The following is a 24,819-nucleotide window of genomic DNA, read 5'->3' as shown; positions in this document are numbered from 1 at the left end:
CGTGGAGCTGATCGACAGCCACACCCACCTGGATTTCGCGGATTTCGATGCCGATCGCGGGGCGCTGCTGGCAGACAGCCGCGCCCTGGGCGTCTCGCGAATGGTGGTGCTGGGGGTCTATCAGGCCAATTGGCAGCGGCTCTGGGATCTGGTGCAAAGCGACTCGCAGCTGTACGCGGCCTTTGGCCTGCACCCGGTGTACCTGGACGATCACCGCCCGGAACATCTCCAGCAACTGGGTGACTGGCTGACCCGGCTGGCAGGGCACCCGCAAGTGTGCGCGGTGGGCGAGATCGGCCTGGACTACTTTCTTGCGCACCTGGATCGCGAGCGCCAACAGGCACTCTTCGAAGCGCAATTGCAGCTGGCGGCAGATTTCCAGTTGCCCGCCCTGCTTCATGTCCGGCGCAGCCACGCGGCGGTGATCGCCAGCCTGAAGCGCTTCAAGCTCAAGCGTGGCGGCATTATCCACGCCTTCGCCGGCAGCCGCGAGGAAGCCCGGGAATACCTCAAGCTGGGGTTCAAGCTGGGTCTGGGGGGCGCCGCGACCTGGCCCCAGGCCCTGCGCCTGCGCAAGGTGATCGCCGAGCTGCCGCTGCACGCCCTGGTGCTGGAAACCGACTCGCCGGACATGGCGCCTGCCATGTTTCCCGGCCAGCGCAACAGCCCGCAGCACCTGCCGGCCATCTGCGCCGCCCTGGCGCAGATCATCGGCATCACGCCCGAGCAACTGGCCAGCGCCAGCACCCGCAACGCCTGCGAGCTGTTCGGCTGGCCTTCAGCCGGCCTGTAGCTGCAACGGTCGGCGCTGGCGCCGGCGGGCAGCCATCATCACCAACAGGTAGCTCACCAGCATCAATGCCGAAACGCTCAGTTGCTGAGCCAGGCTTACCAGCCCGACCCACTCCAGCACCAGTGTCACCAATATCACCGTGGCACACAGCACGATCATGGTCGCGCGCAGGGTGGCCAGCGAACCCAGGGACCTGAGGCGCTTGATCTGTTCGGGGCAACTGAGCTTCAGCGGTTTGTGGCAATGGTTGCAGTTGAAGGCTTCCTGCAACGCCATGGCATTGAGTTGCCAGGGTTCGAGTTCAAGGAGGGTCTGGCAATGGGCGCAACGGCCCTGGATTCCAGAAGTGGCAGTCATCAACGTATTTCCTCAGGGCCATGCAAGGCACATGGCCAACTGGTCGAACAGCCTGCGGGATCACCGGGGCTGAAAAATCAGACGCGCAGGAAAACAGGAAACACGCGACAAACAAAGCATTCATTTACTACCGATTGTATGCAAAGCAGCGAAGCCCCTGGTTTCCGGGGCCTCGCCGAGAGCCGGTGCACGTTGCTCAGACGCGGAAAGCGCCGATCAATTGCTTCAGTTGCACCACCTGGGCCGACAACTGCCGGCTGGCATCTTCGGTCTGGTGCGCGCCCTCGGCAGTGCGCTCACCGGCACGATTGATCTCGACGATGTTCTGGTCGATGTCGTGGGCCACCGCGGTCTGCTGCTCCACGGCCGCGGCGATTTGCTGGTTCTGATCGACGATCATGCCTACCGCCCCAAGGATATTTTCCAGCGCCTGCTGGACCTTTTCCGACTGGTCCACCGTACCGTTGGCCATGGCGTGGCTGCTGCCCATGGCCTTGACCGCCGCGCTGACGCCACCGTGGAGCTTGCCGATCATGTCCTCGATCTCCTCGGTGGACTGCTGGGTGCGTTTGGCCAGGGTCCGCACTTCATCGGCGACCACCGCAAAGCCCCGGCCCTGCTCACCGGCGCGCGCCGCCTCGATGGCCGCGTTGAGGGCCAGCAGGTTGGTCTGCTCGGCGATGCTCTTGATCACCTCCAGGACCCGGCTGATGGACTGGCTGTCGCTGGCCAGCTGGTTGATCACCAGCACCGACTGGTCGATCTCGCTGGCCAGCCGGGCGATGCTGCCCTGCTGGGATTCCACCAGCCCGCGGCCGCTGATGGTTTCGTCATTCACGCTGTGGGCGCTGCTGACCGCCGCCGCGGCGCTGCGAGCCACTTCCTGGGAGGTGGCGGACATCTGGTTCATCGCCGTGGCCACTTGCTCGATCTGGGTGCGCTGGCCAGCCACGGCCTGATTGCTCTGGGCCGATACACTCTGCACTTGCCCGGCCTGGCGCTCCACCTCACTGACGGTGTGGCCAACCCGCTCGATCAGGTCGTGGATTTTCAGCACGGTGCCGTTGAACACACTGCCCAGTTCCCCCAGTTCGTCGCGGCTGTGGGCGGTGAAGCTGACGGTCATGTCCCCCGCCGCTACCTTGTCCATCATCGCGCCCAGGCGCCGCAGAGTGGTGCGGGTGGAAGCGTAGAAACCGCCGTACAGGTAGACGATGGAGAGAAACACCAGGGCCAGGGCCGCCACCAGCAGCACCATGTGGCGACGGTTCTGCTCCAGGCGCTTTTGCAACTCGACATCCAGGAATTTCAAGGTGCCTTCATTGAGCTGGTAGGTCTGCGCCATCAGCCCGCTGACCTGGTCGTAGAAGGCCTGCCAGGGCGCATCCAGGGTATCGGCCATCACCACCTGCTCCTCGAACAGCTCGCTGGCCTGCTTGAGGCTGCCCTTGCTGGTCGTGGCCAGCGTGTCGAGAGCATCGTGGGCAGCGCGGCTGGAACCCAGGGCATCCTGCAACTTGAGCCCGTATTCGGCCTGGAGCTTTTCGATTTGCACCAGCAATTCGTCGAAACGCGTGCTGGACGAGGAATTGAGGAACCCCTGGCCCAGGGAGTAGGCGCCCATGGCCCGGCCTTCACCGAGGAGCTGGGTAACCTGCGGGGTGACGCTGGTGATCAGCTCGCTGAGCTGGCGAATGTCACCCTGGCCATCGCGGCTCAGGCCCGACTGGCTGGCGATGATCTGGCTGAACAACTGCGCGCTGCCCAGCAACTTGCCGATCAGGCCGCTTTTGTTCAGCAGCGAGCTTTCCACTTGCTGGGTCTTGAAGGCGGCAATCAGCTCATCGCGCTTGGCGTTGAAGACCTCCACCTGCTGTGGGTCCGTGGTCACCGCCTGCAAGGCCTGCAGGCGTTCCAGTACGGATTTCTCCAGGGCCACGATCTTGCCTTCCAGGTCCCCTGCCTTGCCGGACTGACCGAGGCTGGCGTTGATCTGCACCAGGTTATTGAGGGTTTCCAGGTCTCGGCGCAGGGCCAGGCTGCTGCCCAGCAGGTCGAGGCTTTGCAGTTCGACCCGGGTGCCCTGGAATTCGCGGTAAGAGTCGCGCACCAGATAGAAGTTGGTCACCAGCATGGGTAGAAAGAACAGCACGCTGATCAGGCTGAACTTCATGCCGAAGCTCAAGCGGTTCATCAGCGCGACAGCGGGATAGAGCAAGCTCTTCACAAAGAAGTCTCCCTTTTCTTTTATTGTTATTGGCAGGCAGGCGAAGGCAGCAGATAGCCACTATTCGGCGCTCCGTCTGTATAGCTCAATTTCGTGGGAGGTTTTGTAACTTAAAGTTAACCGCCAGCGCGGCATCCAGGGGACGCTCGCGGGCTGTGGCGAGGGAGCTTGCTGCCGATCGACGGCGCAGCCGTCGCACTCTCTGCGATGCGCTGCGCCAGAAAACCCTCGGTGGGCGGTTGGGGCCAGCCCTTGCTCACCTCAGGCCAGGACGGTCCACAGGGCAAAGCCGGCGTACCAGAGCACCGCCGCCCGCAACAACAGCTCCCAGATACGATCCAGGCTGTTGATACCTTCGGGCCCGACTTCCGGCGGCGGGATTTCCGCGGCCACCAGGCCGACCTTTTCCACCAACTGCGCGGCACCGATATGCCAGTTGAGCAACTCGTGGAGCATCACCCGGCCGACTGCGACAAAGTTGCCCACCAGGGCAAAACTCGCCGCCAGCAGGCGCACCGGCAACCAGTCGAAGGCGTGTCGCAACTGCCCCGCGCGTTCGACCAGGACGGGGTTCTTGCCATGTTCGGCGGCGAGAGCCAACAGGCGATAGCTCAGGGCCGCTACCGGCCCCAGCAGGAAGTACCAGAAGATCACCGCGAAGAAACTCTGGAAGGCCTGCCACAGCAGGTGGCCCTGCACTCGCTCCAGCAGTTGTTCGCCATTTTCGGCACAGATGCCCAGGTCACGTTCTGCGACATGGGCTGCCGCTTGCAGATCCTCACGCCGCCAGGCGTCACGGAACGGGCCCAGCTCACCCAGCAGGTCGCCGCGACCCAGGGCGTAGATCACCACCAGCAGGTGCACCGGCAGCGCCAGCAAGCCATAGGCGATGGGCTCCAGCACCAGCAGCAACAGCCCGAGCAGCGCCACCGGCAGCAACACCATGACGATCAGCAGCCACCACGGATGCCCGGCCATACGCGGGCTCGACTCCAGACGCGCCAGTTCCCCCAGCCACCAGCCATCACGCTGTACCCGCTGGCGCAGGGCCGAGAACTTCTCGATCCACACCGCCAACAGCAACACCAGAAAACTCATTGTCCTTCCCCCTTCTCCAAGGCGGCACGAAAGCGTGCCCAGTCGAATCCCGGGCCCGGGTCGGTCTTGCGCCCGGGCGCGATGTCGCTATGCCCGCAGATCCTTTGTGGCGTGATGTCGCTGAAGGCCCGCCGCAGTTGCCTGCTCAGGCTGATCAACGAGTGATATTGAGCATCGCTGAAAGGCTGATCATCGGTGCCTTCCAGTTCGATGCCCAGGGAAAAGTCGTTGCACGTCTCACGCCCCTGGAAACTCGAGACACCGGCATGCCAGGCCCGATCCAGGCAGGAAACGAATTGGGTGACGGCGCCGTCACGCTCGATCAGAAAATGCGCAGAAACACGCAGATCGGCGATCCCGGCAAAATAGGGATGCTCTGTGACATCAAGGCGATTCTGGAAGAATTCCTGCACCTTGCCGGTGCCGAACTGCCCCGGCGGCAGGCTGATGTTGTGAATCACCAGCAGGGAAATCTCGCCCGCCGGACGTTCATTGAAATTGGGTGACGGGCAATGCCGTACGCCATGACACCACCCCGTGGCAGGGTCCAGCCGCATACCGATTCCTTCAACTAAAGCCTTGGGTGGCCCAGTATGCCGCGTTATCCCCTCGGGTTGCGATCACTTGCCGTGATTGAGTCGCTGCAGGTTGCCGATCACCGATTCCAGGGCGCGGTCGAACAGCAGGGTGTCATCCAGGGCGCGCACTGCGCCGCGCTGGAACTCCAGGGCCAGGCCCATGCGCGTACGCTCCAGCACCTTCATGCCGGTGCGGTTGACGAACACGTATTTGGCCACCGGATGGGGAACAATCGCCGCCAGTTTGCAGCGCAGGGTGTTGTCCTCGTCCTCCAGGAATTCGACCCAGGCCCCAAGCCGCAGTTGGTCCACCCATTGCACGCTGGGGTCGTTGGCCGGCAACGCCAGCGGCGCGACTTCCAGCGGGCCCTCTTCAGCACTGGGCAGGACAATCTCTTCGGCCACCACGATCATGTGTGCAGGGTCTGCTTCCAGGACGGCACCCTGCAGTTGCGGGGCCTGAGCCTCGCGCTCGAATGCCTGCAAATGCAGGAGCTCCAGCTGGCTGAAGAACTCGCTGGTAGCGAAAGGATCGAAAGCCGCCGCGCTCAAACCCTCGCGCAGGCCCTTGAGCAACCCCGGCACCAGCGCCAGCAAGCGCATGGCAGTATCCGGCTGTTCATGGCGCTGCACGCTCCAGATCAGCTCCAGCAGGGTCTGCTCCGCAGTTTGCCACTCTGGCGAGTCGTCGCCGTGCTTGAGGCAACTGAGCAGCATCACCTGGCTCCAGGCTTCGCGGACAAAATCCACCACCTTCTGCGGCAACACCTTGCCCAGCAGGGCGTCATTCAGGGCCTGCTCTACCCGGCGCCGGGCCAGCTCGGCCCTGGCCCGCCCTTCCTCGGCGTCACGGGTACGCTGCTCCAGCAACTCGGCGCGACGCCGCTCGTCGGCAGTGAAGGCCAGGAAGTCCGCCAGCAGCTCGGAGAAGATCGCCGGGTCATCGCTGAACTCGCTGAGCAGGCGTTGCACCACTTGCTCGATCCGCAGGTACAGACTGTCACGCTGGTGGTCATCGCAACCGCCCCAGCCCATGGCTGCAGCGGCGATCTCATTGAGCAGGCGCCGGGCCGGGTGATTGCCGCGGCTGAAGAAACTCTTGTCCAGCACCGCCACCTTGAGCATGGGAATCTGCAGGCGGCCAATCAGCGCCTTGAGCGAGTCGGGCAGGTTGCGGTCATCGAGAATGCATTCGAAGAGCATGGCGATCAGGTTGATCACGTCTTCATCGGCCACATCCACCACCCGGGATTTGCCGCTCTTGACGCTGACCCGGGTGAGCAATTGTTCCAACTGGTTGCGCAGGTCGAAATCGTCCTGGGCGCTGGGCGCCGGCACGTATTGCTGCAGGTGCGACAGCAGGCGCATGAGGTCGCGGGTGGAAATCGGCTGGGTTTCGGCGCTGGCCTCCAGGGTCGGCGCCACGCTGCCACGCACATGAAACAGCAGGGTCTGCAGGGCGGCGAAAACTTCCTGCACGCTCTCGTCGAGCTGCGACTGGCTGGATTTCGCCGTGCCCCCCTCGGTCGCTGCCGCACGGGCCTCGGCCTGGGCTCGATCGGCCGCCCGGCGGGCCGGAGCAGGCATCAGTTCCGGCAGGATCCCGGTGGCGATCAACAGTTGGTTGGCTTCGGCATAGAGTTGTTCGGCATCGCTGAGCACATAACGCTCGAACAACTTGAGGATGATCAGCTTGACCTTGATTTCCACCCCCAGGCTGCGCCCGGCCTGGAGGAAATACTCGCAGAGCAGCGCCGGCCCCAGGGGGTTGTCCCCATCCACCAGGCGCCGTCCCAGCAGCACACTCAGGCGCTCCGTCAACTGCCCCAGGGCGAAGCCATCACGGTTGAGCACCTTGGCCACCATGGCATCCACCGCGACGGTCTTTTCCAGGTCATCGTGGGACGGATCCAGTGATGGGTCGTAGACCACGGCATGGGGAATGGCCAGGGCCGGGTCATACTGCACCAGGCAGGCAAAAGCCTGGAAGAACGCCTCCAAGAAACCGCGCTCGATGCTCTTGCGCTTCAGCCGCAGGTCGCGCATGGCTTCGAAGAGGGTGTTTTGCTCGACGTTGTTGCGGGCCCGATCGGCCATTTCGAACAGGGTGTCATCAGCGTTATCGAACAGTTCCTGCAAGCCGTGGCGCAATTGCTGGGCGGCCTTGTCTCGGACCTGAAGCAGAATCACAGGCAGGCGGGCAAGCGGCGAAGCGGTCGCCTGATCTGTAGCGGCCTTGTGCAAAGGCACTACATTCCCGTCGTTGTGCATCCAAGCCTCCTGGAAAGGTGTTTCTTCGGTTCGAGATCAAGATTCAGTCAAGCCGACGACGCTCACAGCCAGCTCTCAGCGGGGGCGCATGCACTCCACTGCACTTCATTTAGGGGGAAGCCAAAGACACGTCAAAGCTATGACGTCAATTACAAGTCATATTATCTTGTAAAAGTCCCCTCTTGCGCCAGCAGACTCTGTGGCCTCCTCCGAAATAACCCCTAGCGACTCAAGAAAAGTCACTCCTATTCATCAGACAAAGCCATCCAGGACAGGTTCGCCAATGCCTTGCAGGCATTTGCCACCTTGGGTTCGCTGATCCCCTGGCCCTATAATCGGCGCACTTTGTTTGTGGAGCCCGTTATGCCGAATCTACGCCTCGCCGACCTGACCGCCGAAATCGAAGCCAACGTGCGCCGTGCGTTGCTGGAAGACATCGGCAGCGGCGACATCACCGCGCAACTGATCCCGGCCGAACGTCTGGCCAAGGCCACCATCATTACCCGCGAAGCCGCAGTAGTCGCCGGCACCGCCTGGGTCGATGCGGTCTTTCGCCAGCTGGACCCGCGGGTCGCTGTGCACTGGCAAGTGGCCGACGGTGAGCGGGTGGTGCCCAACCAGGTGCTTTTCCACCTCGAAGGCCCAGCCCGCTCGCTGCTCACCGGCGAGCGCAGTGCCCTGAACTTTCTGCAACTGCTGTCCGGCGTGGCCACCCGCGCGCGGTACCTGGCGGACTTTGTCGCCGATACCCAGGTCAAGCTGCTGGATACCCGCAAGACCCTGCCGGGGCTGCGCCTGGCACAGAAGTACGCGGTCACCTGCGGCGGTTGCCACAACCACCGCATCGGCCTGTATGACGCCTTCCTGATCAAGGAAAACCATATCGCTGCCTGCGGCGGTATCGCCCAGGCCATCAGCGCCGCCCACAGGATCGCCCCGGGCAAGCCGGTGGAAGTGGAAGTGGAAAGCCTGGAGGAACTGAAGGAGGCCCTGGCCGCCGGGGCCGACATCATCATGCTCGACGAACTGAGCCTGGACGACATGCGCGAGGCCGTGCGCCTGAACGCCGGCAAGGCCAAGCTGGAAGCCAGTGGCGGGATCAACGAAAGCACCTTGCGCCCGATCGCCGAGACCGGGGTGGATTACATTTCCATCGGTGCCATGACCAAGGACGTGAAAGCGCTGGACCTGTCCATGCGCTTGAGCCTCTGAGCCATGAAAAACGCCAGCCTGGTTCAGGCTGGCGTCGTGCTCAACCGTCGATCTCGTTGAGCTGCAGATAGTCCTCCAGGTCCATGCCCAGCGCTTCAGCAACTTCCTGATGCACCTCCAGGCGCATGGCCTTCAGTTCCTCCGGTGTTTCTGCCACCAGATCGAGCACCAGTTCCCATGGCTCTATGCCGCGGGATTCCGCCTCGTCCTCAAACGCCCATTGCGCCTGCTGCTTCTGCTCTTCCGGGCTCAGGGCGCTGATTTCCTCTTGCAAGGAAGGCGTGGCAGCCAGGTACCTTTCAAGCGCTACGTCGATTCTTGCCTCTTTAGGAATCATCTCGTTCTCTCTGATCGTGGGAATGGAAGATGGATCTGGATCGTTGGGATCTCTCTGCCGCAAAAAACCGTTGTGAACTTCGATTTATCTGGCCTTCAGAACCATTCTGGATCATCTGAAAACAGCATGCTGGTACTCAGACAGGGACCGAATATAGGACCTTTGGTCCACGATTTATATGACCTGATGCACCCATTGGAGAAAAACTCCGGGTTTTCCAAGCCATCGGCAGACGCCAGCCCGGCAGAACCCTCAGAGAACGAGATTTCGCAAATGCAGCCGCAGCGATATTTCATGCCGGTGTTTCACCAGGTTACGGAGCTAGGACCCCACAGCCGTAGCTGTTCCTTTTCTCAAGCAAGCTCCTGTCTGCCCGACATCGATAAGCCTTCTTAGATTATCGAGAATATCGAACTCCTTTACTTCTCCATCCTTGGCTATGAGGATCCCGGCTCTAGTCAGCCATAGATACCCTTCCTTGCTTTGATTAGGGATGACAGTAACTACGAAATTCAATGTCGGACTCTCTGGACGACTCTCCGGCACCTTGGTCTCAGTGAAATTGAAAGTCAGTTCATTATCATCGCCTGGTGAAACGCTTTGCGCGCTGACAACAGGCAGCCGTGCCCTTGAAGCAGCAGGAAACTCAGCGGAATACAACACACTTCCACCCTGTACCTGCTTGGTTATTCTTAAGAAATATTGCTCCAGGTCTTTGGTATTCGTTGGTGTCGTGCAGTCTTCGCCTTCAGCGGCAAAATATTCCCCCTCAAACTCATAAGAGGGTCCTTTCTCACAGGCTGCAAGGGACAGCGACACTATGCCGGCCAAAGCCAGCTTCCACTTCTTCACACCGGTCACTCCATGATTTGCGGGCGTCATTATGCGCAATGCCCCTGGCTGCTACCACCCGGTTCATGACCCGCACAGGTGTGAACAATTGGGCACTAACCTCGTCCAGACACAAAAACACCGAAACCAGATAACCCCGAGCAAACCGCTTAAAACTCGGTACAGGATGCTGAGTACAGGCGTGGAAAGTCTTCGTTGATAGAAGTCTCTCTGGCTGCTAAATCCGCATAAACAATGAGGCGCACGTCCACAAACAACTATAGGAGCGCCAATTGAATAGCACCGGGAACCTCTGAAACTTCCACAGCACACTTTTGCGGGTGCCTCGTAGTTTCCCGCCTTTCAAGGGCGCTTATTCAAAGCCTGGCGAACTTTGTTGGGAGGGTGGGTTTAGACAGCCATAAACTGCTCTCAACCCGAAATGTGGTGCCGGAGACAGGAATCGAACCTGCGACCTTCGCGTTACGAGTGCGCTGCTCTACCGACTGAGCTACACCGGCGTGGGCTAAAACCTAGCACCAGCGCCCCGGGCCGGCAACCGAGCGGCTTTTATTGCAGATAGCAAAACGCCCCGAACCAGTCGGGGCGTCTGCTTGTTCAGCGTGAGGCTAAAGGGTGATTAAACGCCCGAAGCCTTGGCTGCTGCCACGTCTTTGATGGACAGCTTGATACGGCCGCGGTTGTCCACGTCCAGTACCAGCACTTCCACTTCCTGGCCTTCTTTCAGGATGTCGGTGACTTTCTCAACGCGAGCGTCGCTCAGCATGGAGATGTGCACCAGACCGTCCTTGCCCGGCAGGATGTTGACGAAGGCACCGAAGTCAACGATGCGCTCAACCTTGCCGACGTAGATCTTGCCGATCTCGGCTTCCGCGGTGATGCCCAGAACGCGCTGACGCGCGGCCTCTGCAGCTTCCTTGGTTTCGCCGAAGATCTTGATCGAGCCGTCGTCTTCGATGTCGATCGAAGCCTTGGTTTCTTCACAGATCGCGCGGATGGTGGCGCCGCCTTTACCGATGACGTCACGGATCTTGTCGGTGTCGATCTTCATCGCGATCATGGTCGGAGCGTTGGCCGACAGCTCGGTACGGGACTGACCGATGATCTGGTTCATCTGACCGAGGATGTTCAGGCGAGCTTCCAGGGCCTGGCCCAGAGCGATCTCCATGATCTCTTCGGTGATGCCCTTGATCTTGATGTCCATCTGCAGCGCGGTGACGCCTTTGGCGGTACCGGCGACCTTGAAGTCCATGTCGCCCAGGTGGTCTTCGTCACCCAGGATGTCGGTCAGGACTGCGAACTTCTCGCCTTCCTTGACCAGGCCCATGGCGATACCGGCAACCGGCGCCTTCATTGGTACACCAGCGTCCATCAGCGCCAGGGAAGCACCGCACACGGAAGCCATGGAGCTGGAACCGTTGGACTCGGTGATTTCCGATACTACGCGGATGGTGTAAGGGAACACGTCGGCGGCTGGCAGCATGGCCTGGACCGAGCGACGGGCCAGACGGCCGTGACCGATTTCACGACGACCAGCGCCGCCCATGCGACCACACTCGCCCACCGAGAACGGAGGGAAGTTGTAGTGCAGCATGAAGGGGTCTTTCTTCTCGCCTTCCAGGGTGTCCAGCAGCTGTGCGTCACGGGCAGTACCCAGGGTCGCAACCACCAGGGCCTGGGTTTCGCCACGGGTGAACAGGGCCGAACCGTGAGTCTTGGGCAGTACGCCGACTTCAATGTTCAGCGGACGTACAGTGCGAGTGTCGCGGCCGTCGATACGTGGCTTGCCGTTGACGATGTTTTCGCGAACGGTGCGGTATTCGATCTCGCCGAAAGCGGCTTTGACGTCGGACGCCGAAGGCTGGCCTTCTTCACCGGAGAGCTTGGCGACCACCTGGTCTTTCAGCTCGCCCAGGCGAGCGTAACGGTCGGCCTTGACGGTGATGGTGTAAGCCTGGGAGATGGCTTCGCCGAACTCGGCACGGATAGCGCCCAGCAGTTCGGTGGCTTCTGGGGCAGCAGCCCAGTCCCAGGTAGGCTTGGCAGCTTCGGCGGCCAGCTCTTTGACAGCCTTGATCACCGACTGGAATTCGTCGTGGGCGAACAGTACAGCGCCCAGCATCTGGTCTTCGGTCAGCTCTTTGGCTTCCGATTCAACCATCAGTACAGCTTCTTCGGTACCGGCCACGACCATGTCCAGGCTCGAAGCAGCCAGTTGCTCGTAGGTCGGGTTCAGCAGGTAGCCGGTGCTTTCGTGGAAAGCCACACGAGCGGCGCCGATCGGGCCGTCGAAAGGAATGCCGGAGATCGCCAGGGCAGCCGAGGTACCGATCATCGCAGCGATGTCCGGATCGGTCTTCTTGCTGGTGGAAACCACGGTGCAGACTACCTGCACTTCGTTCATGAAGCCTTCTGGGAACAGAGGGCGGATCGGACGGTCGATCAGACGCGAGGTCAGGGTTTCTTTCTCGGAAGGACGGCCTTCGCGCTTGAAGAAACCGCCAGGGATCTTACCGGCAGCGTAAGTCTTTTCCTGGTAGTGAACAGACAGAGGGAAGAAGCCCTTGCCTGGATCGGCTTGCTTGGCGCCAACCACGGTCACCAATACGCTGACGTCGTCGTCAACGGTGACCAATACTGCGCCGGAGGCCTGACGGGCGATACGGCCAGTCTCGAGGGTTACGGTCGACTGACCGAACTGGAATTTTTTGATTACCGGGTTCACGGTGTCCTACCTTCTTTGTGGCTCTTGGGGAAACTTGCTTCTTGCGAAATTCTTGGGCAATGCGGGGAATCGGCCCAGCCTTTATTGTCCAGGTAAAACAGTGCAGCAGATAAAACTTGAGGCTGGAAGCCTGCCATACGCCGGCGGAAAAACCGCTGACGCATGGCAAACAACCAACCTCATAGCGCAATCGCTGATTAGCGACGCAGACCCAGACGACCGATCAGGGTGCTGTAACGGCTCAGGTCCTTGCCTTTCAGGTAGTCCAGCAGCTTACGACGCTGGTTTACCATGCGGATCAGGCCACGACGGGAGTGGTGGTCTTTACCGTTGGCTTTGAAGTGACCTTGCAGTTTGTTGATGTTGGCGGTCAGCAGTGCAACTTGCACTTCTGGCGAACCAGTGTCACCAACAGCTTGCTGGTAGTCGGTTACGATCTGAGCTTTTTCTTCAACGCTGAGTGCCATGTGGGCAATCCTTATATCAGGAAACTGTTCAAGAACAGTTTCAACAGGCCAGGGACAAATCCCTGTATCTATAAATGAGTAGTGACCGTGCCTGTTAACAGCCACCCTCGTCCGGTCATTCTGACCGAATCAGTCGACGCGGCGCGATGCGCCCGTCTTCGCTCACTTCACCGATACCGATGAAGCGACCGTTGTGATCCTGTACCCGCACCATGCCGAACTTCGGTGCATCCGGGGCACGTACCGGCTGGCCGTTGAGCCAGTAGAACGCGCTGTGCTCCGAGAACTGCAGCAGCGGCCAATCCAGCAGCCCGCTGTCCGATGGCATCAGGAAGCGATCTACCGCTTCGTTGCCGCCTTCGGCGTGCACGGCTTCAAGCTCTTCCAGGGTGACCGTCTGCGCCAGGCTGAAAGGTCCGGCCTGGGTCCGTCGCAGTTCTGCAACGTAGGCACCACAGCCGAGCTTTTCACCGATATCTTCCACCAGGGTACGGATATAGGTGCCTTTGCTGCAGTCCACCGCCAGGCGAGCAGTGTCACCTTCGAAGGCGAGCAATTCCAAGCGCGCAATAGTAACAGAACGCGGTTCGCGCTCCACCACTTCCCCTGCACGAGCCAGTTTGTAGAGTGGCTGGCCATCGCGCTTGAGGGCCGAGTACATCGGCGGTATCTGCTTGATTTCGCCACGAAATTCCGGCAATACCGCCTCGATATCGGCACGACCAACGGTCACTTCGCGGGTCTGCAAAACTTCGCCTTCAGCGTCCGCGGTGGTGGTGGTCTTGCCCAACTGAGCCAGGGTTTCGTAACCCTTGTCGGAATCGAGCAGGTATTGCGAGAACTTGGTGGCCTCGCCAAAGCACAGCGGCAAAACGCCGGTGGCCAGGGGGTCGAGGCTACCGGTGTGGCCCGCCTTCTCGGCGTTGAGCAGCCAACGGACCTTCTGCAGCGCCGCGTTGGAGGTGAAGCCCAGCGGCTTGTCCAGGAGGATGATGCCGCTGACATTACGACGGATACGCTTGACCTGAGCCACCGCTTACTCCTTGGCGTCTTCAGGGGCAGGCGCGTCGCCATGCTGGCTGTCTTCAGCCACGGCACGCTCGATCAGGGCCGACAGGTGCGCCCCGCGGGCCACGCTCTCGTCGTAATGGAAGTGCAGTTGCGGCACGCTGCGCAGCTTCATTTCCTTGGCCAATTGCATGCGCAGGAAACCTGCCGCCGAGTTCAGCACCTTGATGCTCTGGGCGATTTGCTCGGCGTTCTCCTGGCCCATCACGGTGATGAAGATCTTCGCGTGGCCGACGTCGCGGCTGACTTCCACGGCGGTGATGGTCACCAGGCCGACGCGTGGATCCTTGACTTCACGACGGATCAGTTGCGCCAGTTCGCGCTGCATCTGATCACCGATACGTTGGGTACGGCTGTATTCTTTTGCCATGTCTTGTTACCTGTTACTGCCTCACGGTGAAACCCGTGTGGTCTGAAAGCGGCAAACGCCCGGCCTGGCAGAAGCCAGACCGGGCGTTGCGTTTAGAGGCCGCCGAGGGCGCCGTGCATTTGCATGCGAGCGGCCATCAGGGCTCTTGAAGTGCGCGAGTTAGAGGCTGCGAGCAACCTGGACCTTCTCGAAGACTTCGATCTTGTCGCCGACTTTGACGTCGTTGTAGCTCTTCACGCCGATACCGCATTCCATGCCGGCACGTACTTCAGAGGCGTCATCCTTGAAGCGGCGCAGGGATTCCAGCTCGCCCTCGAAGATAACGATGTCTTCACGCAGTACGCGGATTGGACGGTTACGGTGCACGACACCTTCGATGACCATGCAACCAGCGATCGCGCCAAACTTCGGCGAGCGGAACACGTCGCGAACTTCGGCAACACCCAGGATGTTCTCCCGAACGTCGCTGCCCAGCATACCGGTCAGGGCTTTCTTGACGTCTTCGATGATGTCGTAGATCACGTTGTAGTAACGCATATCCAGACCTTCCTGCTCGACGATCTTCCGTGCGCCGGCGTCGGCACGCACGTTGAAGCCGAACAGTACAGCGTTGGAGGCCAGTGCCAGGTTGGCGTCGCTTTCGGTGATACCACCGACGCCGCCGCCCACTACGCGCACTTGCACTTCGTCGTTGCCCAGGCCGTTCAGAGCGCCTTGCAGAGCTTCCAGCGAACCACGGACGTCGGATTTGAGGACGATGTTGAGCGTCTTCTTCTCTTCCTGGCCCATGCTTTCGAAGATGTTTTCCAGCTTGCCAGCGTGAGCACGGGCCAGCTTGACCTCGCGGAACTTGCCTTGACGGAACAGAGCCACTTCACGGGCTTTCTTCTCGTCGGCAACCACGCTCATCTCGTCGCCAGCGTCCGGAGTACCGTCCAGGCCGAGGATCTCGACCGGAATGGAAGGACCGGCTTCCTTGATTGGCTTGCCGTTCTCGTCGAGCATGGCGCGCACGCGGCCATAGTTCGAGCCGACCAGCACCATGTCGCCTTGACGCAGCGTACCGTCCTGAACCAGCACGGTAGCTACCGGGCCGCGGCCCTTGTCGAGGCGGGACTCGACCACGACACCACGGCCCGGGGCCGAAGGAGTCGCCTTGAGTTCCAGGACTTCGGCCTGCAGCAGAACAGCTTCCAGCAGGTCGTCGACACCGGTACCCATTTTTGCGGAGACCGGTACGAATGGAGTATCACCACCCCAGTCTTCCGACGTCACGCCGTGAACCGAAAGCTCACTGCGGATACGGTCCAGGTCGGCGCCCGGCTTGTCGATCTTGTTCACCGCAACCACCAGCGGAACGCCGGCAGCTTGTGCGTGCTGAACGGCTTCAACGGTCTGCGGCATCACGCCGTCGTCCGCTGCAACCACCAGGATCACGATATCGGTGGCCTTGGCACCACGGGCACGCATGGCGGTAAACGCGGCGTGACCTGGGGTGTCGAGGAAGGTGACCATGCCGCGCTCGGTTTCTACGTGGTAGGCACCGATGTGCTGGGTGATGCCGCCGGCCTCGCCCGCGGCCACTTTGGCGCGACGGATGTAGTCCAGCAACGAGGTCTTACCGTGGTCAACGTGGCCCATTACGGTCACGACCGGCGCACGGGCAACCGCTTCACCTTCGAACTTCAGGGACTCGGCCAGGGAATCTTCCAGGGCGGTGTCGCTGACCAGGGTCACTTTGTGGCCCAGTTCTTCAGCAACCAGCTGGGCAGTTTCCTGGTCCAGAACCTGGTTGATGGTGGCTGGAGTACCCAGCTTGAACATGAACTTGATGACTTCGGCAGCCTTGACCGACATCTGCTGGGCCAGTTCGCCCACAGTGATGGTCTCGCCGATCTGCACGTCACGTACCACTGGCCCGGTTGGGCTCTGGAAACCGTGAGCATTGCGTTTCTTCAGCTTGGCCTTGCCGCGACCACCACGACGGAAGCCATCGCTTTCTTCGTCGGTGGTACGTGGGGCAACGCGCGGAGCTGGCGCCTTTTCCTTGACCGAAGCACGATGCGGAGCATTTTTGCGCTCGCCATCGCCGCCACGACGGTTGTCGTCGTTGCGGGTCTTGTCCGGACGGCGCTGTTCGTCTTTCTTGCGCGCGTCAGCTGCTGGAGCCGCAGTGGCCACCGGAGCTTCCTGCACAGGCTCGACTACAGGCGCTGGAGCAGGAGCTGCTGCTTGCGCAGCAACCGGCTCGGCAACCGGAGCAGGCTGGCGACGCGCTTCTTCTTCGGCGCGACGCTTGGCTTCTTCTTCAGCCTTCTGACGAGCAGCATTTTCTACTGCGCGACGTTCTTCCAGTTCGCGTTGACGCTCGGCTTCGATTTCTTCCGGGCTGCGCTGTACGAAGACTTTCTTCTTGCGCACTTCAACGCTGATGCTCTTGCTGCCAGCAACCCGCAGGGTGCTGGTGGTCTTGCGCTGCAAAGTAATTTTGCGTGGTTCTTCCACTTTCGCCTTGTGGCTGCTTTTCAGGTGAGTCAGCAACGACTGCTTCTCACTGTCGCTCACATGTTCCTCGGCGGCGGTGTGCGGCAGACCTGCCTCACGCATCTGCTGCAGCAGGCGCTCTACCGGTGTTTTGACCTCATCGGCCAGTTGTTTCACCGTGACTTGCGTCATGCACTTCTCTCCTCAGGCCGCGCCTAATTACTCGAACCAGTGGGCTCGGGCGGCCATGATCAACTTGCCGGCACGATCATCGTCAATGCCGTCGATGTCGAGCAGGTCGTCAATAGACTGCTCGGCCAGGTCTTCGCGGGTAATTACGCCGCGCACCGCCAGTTCCATCGCCAAATCCTTGTCCATACCCTCAAGCGAGAGCAGGTCTTCGGCCGGATGGGCGTCTGCCAGCTTTTCCTCAGTAGCGATGGCTTTAGTCAACAAGCGATCCTTGGCCCGAGCGCGAAGCTCGTTGACGATATCTTCGTCAAAGCCGTCGATGTTGAGCATTTCTTCCAGCGGTACGTAGGCAATCTCTTCCAGGCTGGTGAAGCCTTCATCAACCAGAACCTGTGCCAGTTCTTCATCGACTTCCAGCTCGTCGATGAAATTGCGCAGGATGTCGCCGGTTTCTGCTTGCTGCTTGGCCTGGATGTCCGATTCGGTCATCACGTTCAGGGTCCAGCCAGTCAGTTGGCTGGCCAGACGCACGTTCTGACCACCACGACCGATGGCTTGAGCCAGATTGTCTGCGCCAACGGCGATGTCCATGGCATGGGCATCTTCGTCGACGATAATTGCCGCGACTTCGGCCGGCGACATGGCGTTGATCACGAACTGCGCCGGGTTCTCATCCCACAGGACGATATCCACACGCTCGCCACCCAACTCACCGGAAACGGCCTGGACGCGCGAACCGCGCATACCAATGCACGCGCCCTGCGGGTCGATGCGCTTGTCCTTGGAGCGAACTGCGATCTTGGCCCGCGAACCCGGATCACGGGAGGCGGCCATTACTTCGATCAGGCCTTCGGCAATTTCCGGCACCTCGATACGGAACAGCTCGATCAGCATTTCCGGCGCGGTACGCGACAGGATCAGCTGCGGGCCGCGGTTCTCGGTGCGGATTTCCTTGAGCAGCGCGCGCAGGCGCACGCCAACCCGGAAAGTCTCACGGGAGATGATGTCTTCACGGGCCAGCAACGCCTCGGCGTTGTTACCCAGGTCGACGATCACGTTGTCACGTGTCACTTTTTTCACGGTGCCGGAGATGATTTCCCCCAGGCGCTCGCGATAGGCATCAACTACCTGTGCGCGCTCGGCTTCGCGAACCTTCTGCACGATGACCTGCTTGGCGGTCTGGGCAGCGATACGGCCGAACTCGATGGATTCGATCTTTTCTTCGATCACATCACCGACTTTGGCGTCGGGATGGGTTTCGCGAGCCTTGCTCAACCAGGTCTCGACCGCTGGATCATCCAGGTCGGCTTCTTCGACCACCGTCCAGCGACGGAAAGTTTCGTAGGAACCGGTGTGGCGATTGATTTCCACACGCAGGTCTACTTCGTCCTCAAAACGCTTCTTGGTAGCAGTGGCCAGGGCCAGCTCCAGCGCTTCAAAAATTACGCTTGCCGGTACACCCTTTTCATTGGATACCGACTCAACAACCAGCAGTACTTCTTTGCTCATCGTACGCCTCGCCTTTCGCAAGCCATTGGATCCGCGGGATCCGCGTCTCAGTCAAAACTGGGAATTATGTTGGCCTTGTCGATCATATCGATCGGCAACAGGAACTCATGGTCATCCACTTGCACCACGACATCCTGTTCCTCCACCCCGCGGAGAAGGCCCTGAAAATTACGCCGACCTTCGAAGGGCGAGCGCAGTTTGATCTTCACTTGCTCACCGACATACTTGGCAAACTGTTCAAGAGTGAACAGTGGGCGTTCCATGCCAGGAGAGGAAACTTCAAGGGTGTATTCAACGGAAATCGGATCTTCTACGTCGAGAACACCACTGATCTGACGGCTGACGATGGCGCAATCGTCCACCAGCACGCCGCCTTCTTTATCGATATAAACGCGCAACAATGAGTGGCGACCCTGAGCCGAAAACTCAATACCCCAGCATTCATAGCCAAGGGCCACGACCACCGGGGCCAACAAGGCCTGCAACTGTTCTAGCTTGCTCGACACCTGAACCCCCTCGTGCATGCTTGTGCAAATAAAAAATGGGCGAAGCGCCCATCCCGGAAACGCCGTTGAATAGCGGCGTTGTAAAGTGTCCAGCTAACAAAAAGCCCCTGAAAAGGGGCTCCGCTAAAACTGGTTGCGGGGGCCGGATTTGAACCGACGACCTTCGGGTTATGAGCCCGACGAGCTACCAGACTGCTCCACCCCGCGACAAAGCTGGGGCGGAAGTATACGACTGATCCCTTTTTGGGTCAATGTAACCTTCCACCTACAAGAAAGCCCGCAACAGCGGGCTCTCCTGATAATTGGTACCGAGAAGGGGACTCGAACCCCTACACCCTATGGGCACAACCACCTCAAGGTTGCGTGTCTACCAATTCCACCACCTCGGCATAGACTACGTTACTGCGTGAAACTCTTCTTACTTCTGCTCTGGAGCTGGAGGTACGTCAGTCGCGCTGTTGGCCGACTTTTGCTCTTGGAGCACCGGGACATCATCAGAAGCCGGTTTTTGCTTTGGTACTTCAAGCACTGCTGGATCTGGCAAACCTACTTGAGTCAGCTGGTGAGCTTTCTCTTTAGCAAAGTAACCTAACCCCAAGCTGGTTATGAAGAAACCGGCGGCAAGTATAGCAGTAAACTTACTAAGAAAGGTAGAGGAACCTTGGCTTCCGAACACAGTATTTGAAGCACCTGCACCGAAAGACGCGCCAGCATCCGCACCTTTACCCTGCTGCAGCAAAACCAGAGCAACTACGCCCAGGGCACCCAGCAGATGAAAAACGACTACGACTGTTTCCAGCATTTTTTCAGTTTCCCGCGGCGCGACAGATCGCACCGAACTCATCTGCATTCAGGGAAGCTCCACCAATGAGCCCCCCATCGATATCCGGCATGCCGAACAGTTCGACCGCATTGGCCGCCTTCACGCTGCCGCCGTATAGAAGCCGCACACCTCGTGCCACTTCAGAATTTTCTGCCGCCAACTGCGCGCGGATAGCTGCGTGCACATCCTGCGCCTGTTGCGGTGTCGCAGTCAGCCCGGTACCAATGGCCCAGACCGGCTCGTAAGCGATAACAGCATTGGCGAACGCACCAACACCCAACTCTTCGATGATGCTGCCCAGCTGACGCCCGACAACCTCTAGAGTCTTCCCGGCTTCGCGCTGCTCGAGGGTCTCCCCTACACACAGAACCGGCTTCAAGCCACAGGCCTGCGCCGCTGCGAACTTGCGATTGAGAGTCGCATCACGCTCACCCATGATCAGGCGGCGCTCGGAGTGCCCAACCAGCACCAGGGAACAACCTGCATCCACCAACTGACTCGGGGCGATCTCGCCCGTCAATGCACCTTGCATGGATTCCACCGCGGAGTTCTGCGCGCCGACCTGAATCGACTTACCCTTCAAGCCATCAATCACTTGATTGATATGCAAGCAAGGCGGGAATACCGCGACATCAACACCGCTTGGCAAGGCCAGATGACGAAGGCCGTTGATCAGCTCAGCGACGCTGGCGCGGGTACCGTGCATCTTCCAGTTACCAGCTACCATAGGGCGACGCATGCTGTACCTCGTCGGTCAAAGTGGGCGCAGATGTTACCCAACCAAAACAACACTGGCAAGCCGAAATCAGGCAGAAACTTCAGCAACCAGTTTCGCCAGCTCTTCGGCGTAAGCGCGAACCTGAGCTTCGTCGTCGCCTTCAACCATCACGCGCACCAGAGGCTCGGTACCCGACTTGCGCAACAGAACCCGACCACGCCCAGCCATAGCGGCCGTGACACGCTCGCAAGCCTCTTTCACCGCAGGATGCTCGACCGGGTTCTCACCGCCGCCAAAGCGCACATTGACCAGCACCTGAGGACACTTGCGCAACCCCTGACGGGACTGGGCCAGGCTTTCACCACGAGCCTTGAGCGCCATCAGCACCTGCAACGCGGCAATGATCGCATCCCCGGTAGTAGCATGACGGAAGCACACGATGTGCCCGGAGTTTTCACCACCTACCAGCCAATTGCGCTCCAGCAGCTCGGCGATCACATAACGGTCACCGACGTTGGCCCGGACAAAGGGGATACCCAAGTCCGCCAGGGCCAGCTCCAGCCCCAGGTTGCTCATGAGCGTTCCGACCACGCCGCCTTGCAGCTTGTCACGCTCATGCAGGTCGCGAGCGATGATGAACAGCAACTCATCACCATCCACGATCGCGCCAGTCTGATCGACCATGAGCACCCGGTCACCGTCGCCATCAAAGGCGATCCCCAGGTCCGCATGCTCGGCCAGGACAGCCGCCTGCAATTGGCCCATGTGAGTCGAGCCGCAGTTCTCGTTGATGTTCAAGCCATTAGGCTGCGCAGACAGAACCGTGACTTGTGCGCCCAACTCGCGGAATACACTCGGCGCGACCTTGTAGGTGGCACCATGAGCGCAGTCCAGGACGACCTTCAAGCCGGCAAAACTGGTGCTCGATGGCACACTGCTCTTGCAGAACTCAATGTAGCGTCCTGATGCATCGTTGATCCGCGAAACCTTGCCGAGCTTGCTCGACTCGACCACGGTCATCGGCGCATCCAGCAACTCTTCGATCATCAACTCCACCTCGTCAGGCAGTTTGGTGCCCTCACCCGAGAAGAACTTGATGCCGTTGTCATCATGAGGATTGTGCGAGGCACTGATAACGATGCCCGCCTCCGCATGGAAGGTACGCGTCAGGTAAGCAATGGCCGGAGTCGGCATCGGCCCCAGGAGCATCACATCAGCACCGGCTGCAGACAACCCGGCCTCCAGTGCAGACTCGAACATGTACCCGGAGATACGCGTGTCCTTGCCCACCAGCACGCGGCAGGCGCCCATGCTGCGAAATGCCATGCCGGCGGCCCAGCCGAGCTTGAGCATGAAATCAGGAGTGATAGGGAATTCGCCTACACGGCCGCGTATACCGTCGGTGCCAAAGTATTTTTTAGTCATAAGTACTCCATCATTCTTATTCGGCGGATTCCACTGCCGCAATCATTCGCACCACATCCACGGTCTCGGCGACATCATGGACACGGATAATTTTCGCGCCCTTGGCCACTGCCAGGGCCGCTAGCGCCAGACTGCCGTGCAATCGCTCACCTACGGGACGATTCAAGGCCTGGCCAATCATGCTCTTGCGCGACACCCCAACCAACAACGGGCGCCCAAGTGCATGCAAGGCATCCATATGCTTGAACAGGCTCAGGTTGTGCTGCAGGGTCTTGGCAAAGCCAAAGCCCGGATCGAGCACAATCCGCTCTGGACCGATGCCCACTGACGCACACTGGGCCATGCGCTCAACCAGGAACTCGGCAACCTCTCGGGTCACGTCCTGATAATGCGGGTTGTCCTGCATATCACCGGGCTCACCCAGCATGTGCATCAGACACACCGGCAAGCCAGTGGCCGCCGCCGCATCCAGGGCACCCTCCCGGCGCAATGAACGAACGTCATTGATCAGCCCTGCGCCGAGGCGAGCGGTTTCACGCATCACCGCCGGTGTCGAGGTATCAACAGAAATGATCACATCCAACTCACGGTGGATGCGCTCGACCACAGGCGCGACTCGCTCCAACTCCTCCAGCGGCGATACCGCACGGGCACCCGGGCGAGTGGATTCGCCACCGACATCAATCAGCGTAGCACCGGCCGCAACCATGGCCTCGGCATGCCGCAAAGCCAGATCAAGCTGGCTGAAGCGGCCACCATCAGAGAAGGAGTCGGGAGTTACATTCAAGATGCCCATGACATGTGCATGGGCCAAATCAAGAACCCGGTTGCCGCAAGGCAACCGGGTGGAGGAAGGAACAGAAGTCATTTAAAACCTTAGTGGTCGGCTGCTGGGCCGCCAATGGGTGTTTCCGGACGCTCATTCTGCACTACTGGAGGAGGAGTACCCGAGCCGCCCTCCCAATCACGAGGTTCGCGTGGAGTACGCCCTGCCATGATGTCGTCGATCTGATCGGCGTCGATGGTTTCGTACTTCATCAGGGCGTCTGCCATGGCGTCCAGCTTGTCGCGGTTGTCCGTCAGGATCTGCTTGGCGGTGCCGTAGCACTGATCGATGATGCTGCGCACCTCGGAGTCGATCAGTTTCGCCGTTTCCGCAGACAGGCTCGCATGCTGGCTACCCGCGCTGCGCCCCAGGAACACCTCACCCTCTTCTTCGGCATACATCAGCGGACCAAGCTTCTCGGAAAGACCCCATTTGGTCACCATGTTCCGCGCGATCTGGCTGGCACGCATGATGTCGTTGGAGGCGCCGGTGGTCACGCCGTCGAAGCCAAGGGTCATTTCTTCGGCGATACGACCGCCGTAGAGCGAGCAGATCTGGCTGATCAAGGCACGCTTGGAGAGGCTGTAACGATCTTCTTCCGGCAGGAACATGGTGACACCCAAGGCCCGGCCGCGAGGAATGATCGACACCTTGTAGACCGGGTCATGCTCGGGCACGACACGACCAACAATGGCGTGGCCAGCTTCGTGATAAGCCGTGTTCTGCTTCTCTTTTTCGGACATGACCATGGATTTGCGCTCCGCGCCCATCATGATCTTGTCCTTGGCCAGTTCGAATTCCTTCATTTCAACAATGCGCTTGCCGGTACGCGCCGCAAACAGCGAGGCCTCGTTGACCAGGTTCGCCAGGTCGGCACCGGAGAAACCCGGGGTACCGCGGGCGATTACCGCAGGTGCGACGTCGTCGCCCATTGGCACTTTACGCATGTGCACCTTGAGAATCTGTTCGCGACCGCGAATGTCCGGCAGGCCAACCACGACCTGACGGTCGAAACGGCCCGGACGCAGCAAGGCCGGGTCCAGTACGTCAGGACGGTTGGTCGCGGCGATCACGATAATGCCGTCGTTCATTTCGAAGCCATCCATCTCAACCAGCAACTGGTTGAGGGTCTGCTCACGCTCATCATGACCGCCGCCCATGCCGGCGCCACGGTGACGACCGACGGCGTCGATCTCGTCGATGAAGATGATGCAAGGAGCATGCTTCTTGGCTTGCTCGAACATGTCACGGACGCGGCTGGCACCCACACCGACGAACATCTCGACGAAGTCGGAACCGGAAATGGTGAAGAACGGCACCTTGGCTTCACCAGCGATGGCTTTGGCCAGCAACGTCTTACCGGTACCTGGTGGGCCCACCATCAACACGCCGCGAGGAATACGACCGCCCAGACGCTGGAACTTGCCTGGGTCGCGGAGGAATTCAACCAACTCACCTACTTCCTCCTTGGCCTCGTCGCAACCGGCAACGTCAGCCAAGGTAGTTTTCACCTGATCTTCAGACAGCAAGCGCGCCTTGCTCTTGCCGAAACTCATCGGCCCGCCCTTGCCTCCGGCACCACCCTGCATCTGGCGCATGAAGAACATGAACACCGCGATGATCACCAGGATCGGGAAGCTGGCCACCAACAGTTGAGTCCAGATGCTTTGCTGTTCAGGCTGCTTGCCTTCGACCACCACGTGGTTGTCCACCAGGTCGCCGATCAGGCCATTGTCCTGAATGGCAGGACGAATGGTCTTGAAGCTGTCGCCATCGTTGCGCTTGCCGGTAATCACGTAGCCATCAACCGCTACGCGCTCGACCTTGCCATCCTTAACTTGCTGGATGAAGTCGGAATAGTTGAGGGTCTGCGGCTCGTTAGGGCTGGAGAAGTTGTTCATCACCGTCACCAAGACGGCGGCGATGATCAACCACAGGATCAGATTCTTTGCCATGTCGTTCAATTAACTACCCTCTGAAG

General features: G+C 60.1%; 21 protein-coding genes and 3 tRNA genes. 2 read left to right on the top strand and 22 right to left on the bottom strand.

Annotated features, from left to right (window positions below):
* Nucleotide 1 precedes the first annotated feature (1 nt).
* Nucleotides 2–793 (top strand): TatD family hydrolase, encoded by a 792-nt coding sequence (locus BM382_RS12620; RefSeq protein ID WP_011059213.1) that lies wholly within the window; start codon nt 2–4, stop codon nt 791–793.
* Here the strand turns inward: BM382_RS12620 and BM382_RS12615 are convergent.
* The 5 genes from BM382_RS12615 to BM382_RS12595 all read right to left on the bottom strand — a co-directional run bounded on the left by BM382_RS12615 (nt 779) and on the right by BM382_RS12595 (nt 7,324).
* On the bottom strand, nt 779–1,150 hold the full coding sequence (locus tag BM382_RS12615; protein WP_019095647.1) for a hypothetical protein: 372 nt from the start codon (nt 1,148–1,150) through the stop codon (nt 779–781). The two genes, BM382_RS12620 and BM382_RS12615, sit on opposite strands and share 15 nt — an antisense overlap.
* 196 nt (nt 1,151–1,346) lie before the next feature.
* Entirely contained in the window at nt 1,347–3,377 is a 2,031-nt protein-coding gene (locus BM382_RS12610; RefSeq protein WP_011059212.1) for a methyl-accepting chemotaxis protein, read from the bottom strand.
* A 261-nt stretch (nt 3,378–3,638) separates the two neighbouring features.
* On the bottom strand, nt 3,639–4,475 hold the full coding sequence (gene ampE, locus BM382_RS12605) for a regulatory signaling modulator protein AmpE (RefSeq protein ID WP_072442993.1): 837 nt from the start codon (nt 4,473–4,475) through the stop codon (nt 3,639–3,641).
* Nucleotides 4,472–5,032, bottom strand: coding sequence for a 1,6-anhydro-N-acetylmuramyl-L-alanine amidase AmpD (gene ampD, locus BM382_RS12600; RefSeq protein WP_011059210.1), 561 nt, complete (start codon nt 5,030–5,032; stop codon nt 4,472–4,474). The genes ampE and ampD overlap by 4 nt, the downstream gene beginning before the upstream one ends.
* A gap of 63 nt (nt 5,033–5,095) precedes the next feature.
* A complete protein-coding gene (locus BM382_RS12595; protein ID WP_011059209.1) occupies nt 5,096–7,324 on the bottom strand; it encodes a DUF1631 domain-containing protein in 2,229 nt (742 codons plus the stop codon).
* 363 nt (nt 7,325–7,687) lie between these two features.
* Here BM382_RS12595 and nadC point away from each other — a divergent pair, with 363 nt between their 5' ends.
* Nucleotides 7,688–8,536 carry a carboxylating nicotinate-nucleotide diphosphorylase gene (nadC, locus tag BM382_RS12590; RefSeq protein ID WP_015634124.1) on the top strand — a complete coding sequence of 283 codons (849 nt, stop codon included), beginning with the start codon at nt 7,688–7,690 and terminating at the stop codon, nt 8,534–8,536.
* Nucleotides 8,537–8,576: 40 nt separating this feature from the next.
* Here nadC and BM382_RS12585 read toward each other — a convergent pair whose 3' ends face one another.
* From BM382_RS12585 to ftsH, 17 genes are all read right to left on the bottom strand, one after another.
* Nucleotides 8,577–8,873, bottom strand: a complete 297-nt coding sequence (locus BM382_RS12585) for a DUF6388 family protein (RefSeq protein ID WP_015634123.1) — start codon at nt 8,871–8,873, stop codon at nt 8,577–8,579.
* A gap of 321 nt (nt 8,874–9,194) precedes the next feature.
* On the bottom strand, nt 9,195–9,725 hold the full coding sequence (locus BM382_RS12580; protein WP_041751950.1) for a hypothetical protein: 531 nt from the start codon (nt 9,723–9,725) through the stop codon (nt 9,195–9,197).
* 424 nt (nt 9,726–10,149) lie between these two features.
* A tRNA-Thr gene (locus BM382_RS12575) sits at nt 10,150–10,225 on the bottom strand.
* Between the two features lie 119 nt (nt 10,226–10,344).
* Nucleotides 10,345–12,450 carry a polyribonucleotide nucleotidyltransferase gene (gene pnp, locus BM382_RS12570; RefSeq protein WP_015634122.1) on the bottom strand — a complete coding sequence of 702 codons (2,106 nt, stop codon included), beginning with the start codon at nt 12,448–12,450 and terminating at the stop codon, nt 10,345–10,347.
* A 197-nt stretch (nt 12,451–12,647) separates the two neighbouring features.
* Nucleotides 12,648–12,917, bottom strand: a complete 270-nt coding sequence (gene rpsO / locus BM382_RS12565) for a 30S ribosomal protein S15 (RefSeq protein WP_011059205.1) — start codon at nt 12,915–12,917, stop codon at nt 12,648–12,650.
* Nucleotides 12,918–13,032: 115 nt separating this feature from the next.
* A complete protein-coding gene (truB, locus tag BM382_RS12560; protein WP_011059204.1) occupies nt 13,033–13,950 on the bottom strand; it encodes a tRNA pseudouridine(55) synthase TruB in 918 nt (305 codons plus the stop codon).
* Nucleotides 13,951–13,953: 3 nt separating this feature from the next.
* Nucleotides 13,954–14,355: a 30S ribosome-binding factor RbfA gene (rbfA, locus tag BM382_RS12555; RefSeq protein ID WP_011059203.1), complete on the bottom strand. Its 402-nt coding sequence runs from the start codon at nt 14,353–14,355 to the stop codon at nt 13,954–13,956.
* 159 nt (nt 14,356–14,514) lie between these two features.
* Nucleotides 14,515–17,031 carry a translation initiation factor IF-2 gene (infB, locus tag BM382_RS12550; RefSeq protein WP_011059202.1) on the bottom strand — a complete coding sequence of 839 codons (2,517 nt, stop codon included), beginning with the start codon at nt 17,029–17,031 and terminating at the stop codon, nt 14,515–14,517.
* A 27-nt stretch (nt 17,032–17,058) separates the two neighbouring features.
* Nucleotides 17,059–18,540, bottom strand: a complete 1,482-nt coding sequence (gene nusA / locus BM382_RS12545) for a transcription termination factor NusA (protein ID WP_011059201.1) — start codon at nt 18,538–18,540, stop codon at nt 17,059–17,061.
* 47 nt (nt 18,541–18,587) lie between these two features.
* Complete coding sequence (gene rimP, locus BM382_RS12540) at nt 18,588–19,046, bottom strand: ribosome maturation factor RimP (protein WP_041120545.1); 459 nt, start codon at nt 19,044–19,046, stop codon at nt 18,588–18,590.
* 130 nt (nt 19,047–19,176) lie between these two features.
* Nucleotides 19,177–19,253 (bottom strand) — tRNA-Met (locus BM382_RS12535).
* A gap of 96 nt (nt 19,254–19,349) precedes the next feature.
* Nucleotides 19,350–19,435, bottom strand: a tRNA-Leu gene (locus tag BM382_RS12530).
* 29 nt (nt 19,436–19,464) lie between these two features.
* Nucleotides 19,465–19,848, bottom strand: coding sequence for a preprotein translocase subunit SecG (gene secG, locus BM382_RS12525; protein ID WP_015634120.1), 384 nt, complete (start codon nt 19,846–19,848; stop codon nt 19,465–19,467).
* Between the two features lie 4 nt (nt 19,849–19,852).
* Nucleotides 19,853–20,608: a triose-phosphate isomerase gene (tpiA, locus tag BM382_RS12520; protein ID WP_015634119.1), complete on the bottom strand. Its 756-nt coding sequence runs from the start codon at nt 20,606–20,608 to the stop codon at nt 19,853–19,855.
* Nucleotides 20,609–20,674: 66 nt separating this feature from the next.
* Nucleotides 20,675–22,012 (bottom strand): phosphoglucosamine mutase, encoded by a 1,338-nt coding sequence (gene glmM, locus BM382_RS12515; protein ID WP_019095644.1) that lies wholly within the window; start codon nt 22,010–22,012, stop codon nt 20,675–20,677.
* 16 nt (nt 22,013–22,028) lie between these two features.
* Nucleotides 22,029–22,880, bottom strand: coding sequence for a dihydropteroate synthase (gene folP / locus BM382_RS12510; RefSeq protein WP_011059198.1), 852 nt, complete (start codon nt 22,878–22,880; stop codon nt 22,029–22,031).
* An 8-nt stretch (nt 22,881–22,888) separates the two neighbouring features.
* On the bottom strand, nt 22,889–24,793 hold the full coding sequence (ftsH, locus tag BM382_RS12505) for an ATP-dependent zinc metalloprotease FtsH (RefSeq protein ID WP_011059197.1): 1,905 nt from the start codon (nt 24,791–24,793) through the stop codon (nt 22,889–22,891).
* Nucleotides 24,794–24,819: the final 26 nt, after the last annotated feature.

The organism is Pseudomonas sp. NFPP25, from assembly GCF_900116505.1.
Taxonomy (GTDB): domain Bacteria; phylum Pseudomonadota; class Gammaproteobacteria; order Pseudomonadales; family Pseudomonadaceae; genus Aquipseudomonas; species Aquipseudomonas protegens.
This window is presented reverse-complemented; position numbering and strand designations above follow the sequence as displayed.

Excerpts from the sequence above, each read along its gene's own strand:
- BM382_RS12615 (WP_019095647.1), bottom strand. The coding sequence starts at position 1,150 with ATGACTGCCACTTCTGGAATCCAGGGCCGTTGCGCCCATTGCCAGACC.
- ampE (WP_072442993.1), bottom strand. The coding sequence starts at position 4,475 with ATGAGTTTTCTGGTGTTGCTGTTGGCGGTGTGGATCGAGAAGTTCTCG.
- ampD (WP_011059210.1), bottom strand. The coding sequence starts at position 5,032 with ATGCGGCTGGACCCTGCCACGGGGTGGTGTCATGGCGTACGGCATTGC.
- BM382_RS12595 (WP_011059209.1), bottom strand. The coding sequence starts at position 7,324 with ATGCACAACGACGGGAATGTAGTGCCTTTGCACAAGGCCGCTACAGAT.
- nadC (WP_015634124.1), top strand. The coding sequence starts at position 7,688 with ATGCCGAATCTACGCCTCGCCGACCTGACCGCCGAAATCGAAGCCAAC.
- BM382_RS12585 (WP_015634123.1), bottom strand. The coding sequence starts at position 8,873 with ATGATTCCTAAAGAGGCAAGAATCGACGTAGCGCTTGAAAGGTACCTG.
- rpsO (WP_011059205.1), bottom strand. The coding sequence starts at position 12,917 with ATGGCACTCAGCGTTGAAGAAAAAGCTCAGATCGTAACCGACTACCAG.
- rbfA (WP_011059203.1), bottom strand. The coding sequence starts at position 14,355 with ATGGCAAAAGAATACAGCCGTACCCAACGTATCGGTGATCAGATGCAG.
- infB (WP_011059202.1), bottom strand. The coding sequence starts at position 17,031 with ATGACGCAAGTCACGGTGAAACAACTGGCCGATGAGGTCAAAACACCG.
- nusA (WP_011059201.1), bottom strand. The coding sequence starts at position 18,540 with ATGAGCAAAGAAGTACTGCTGGTTGTTGAGTCGGTATCCAATGAAAAG.
- secG (WP_015634120.1), bottom strand. The coding sequence starts at position 19,848 with ATGCTGGAAACAGTCGTAGTCGTTTTTCATCTGCTGGGTGCCCTGGGC.
- tpiA (WP_015634119.1), bottom strand. The coding sequence starts at position 20,608 with ATGCGTCGCCCTATGGTAGCTGGTAACTGGAAGATGCACGGTACCCGC.
- glmM (WP_019095644.1), bottom strand. The coding sequence starts at position 22,012 with ATGACTAAAAAATACTTTGGCACCGACGGTATACGCGGCCGTGTAGGC.
- folP (WP_011059198.1), bottom strand. The coding sequence starts at position 22,880 with ATGACTTCTGTTCCTTCCTCCACCCGGTTGCCTTGCGGCAACCGGGTT.
- ftsH (WP_011059197.1), bottom strand. The coding sequence starts at position 24,793 with ATGGCAAAGAATCTGATCCTGTGGTTGATCATCGCCGCCGTCTTGGTG.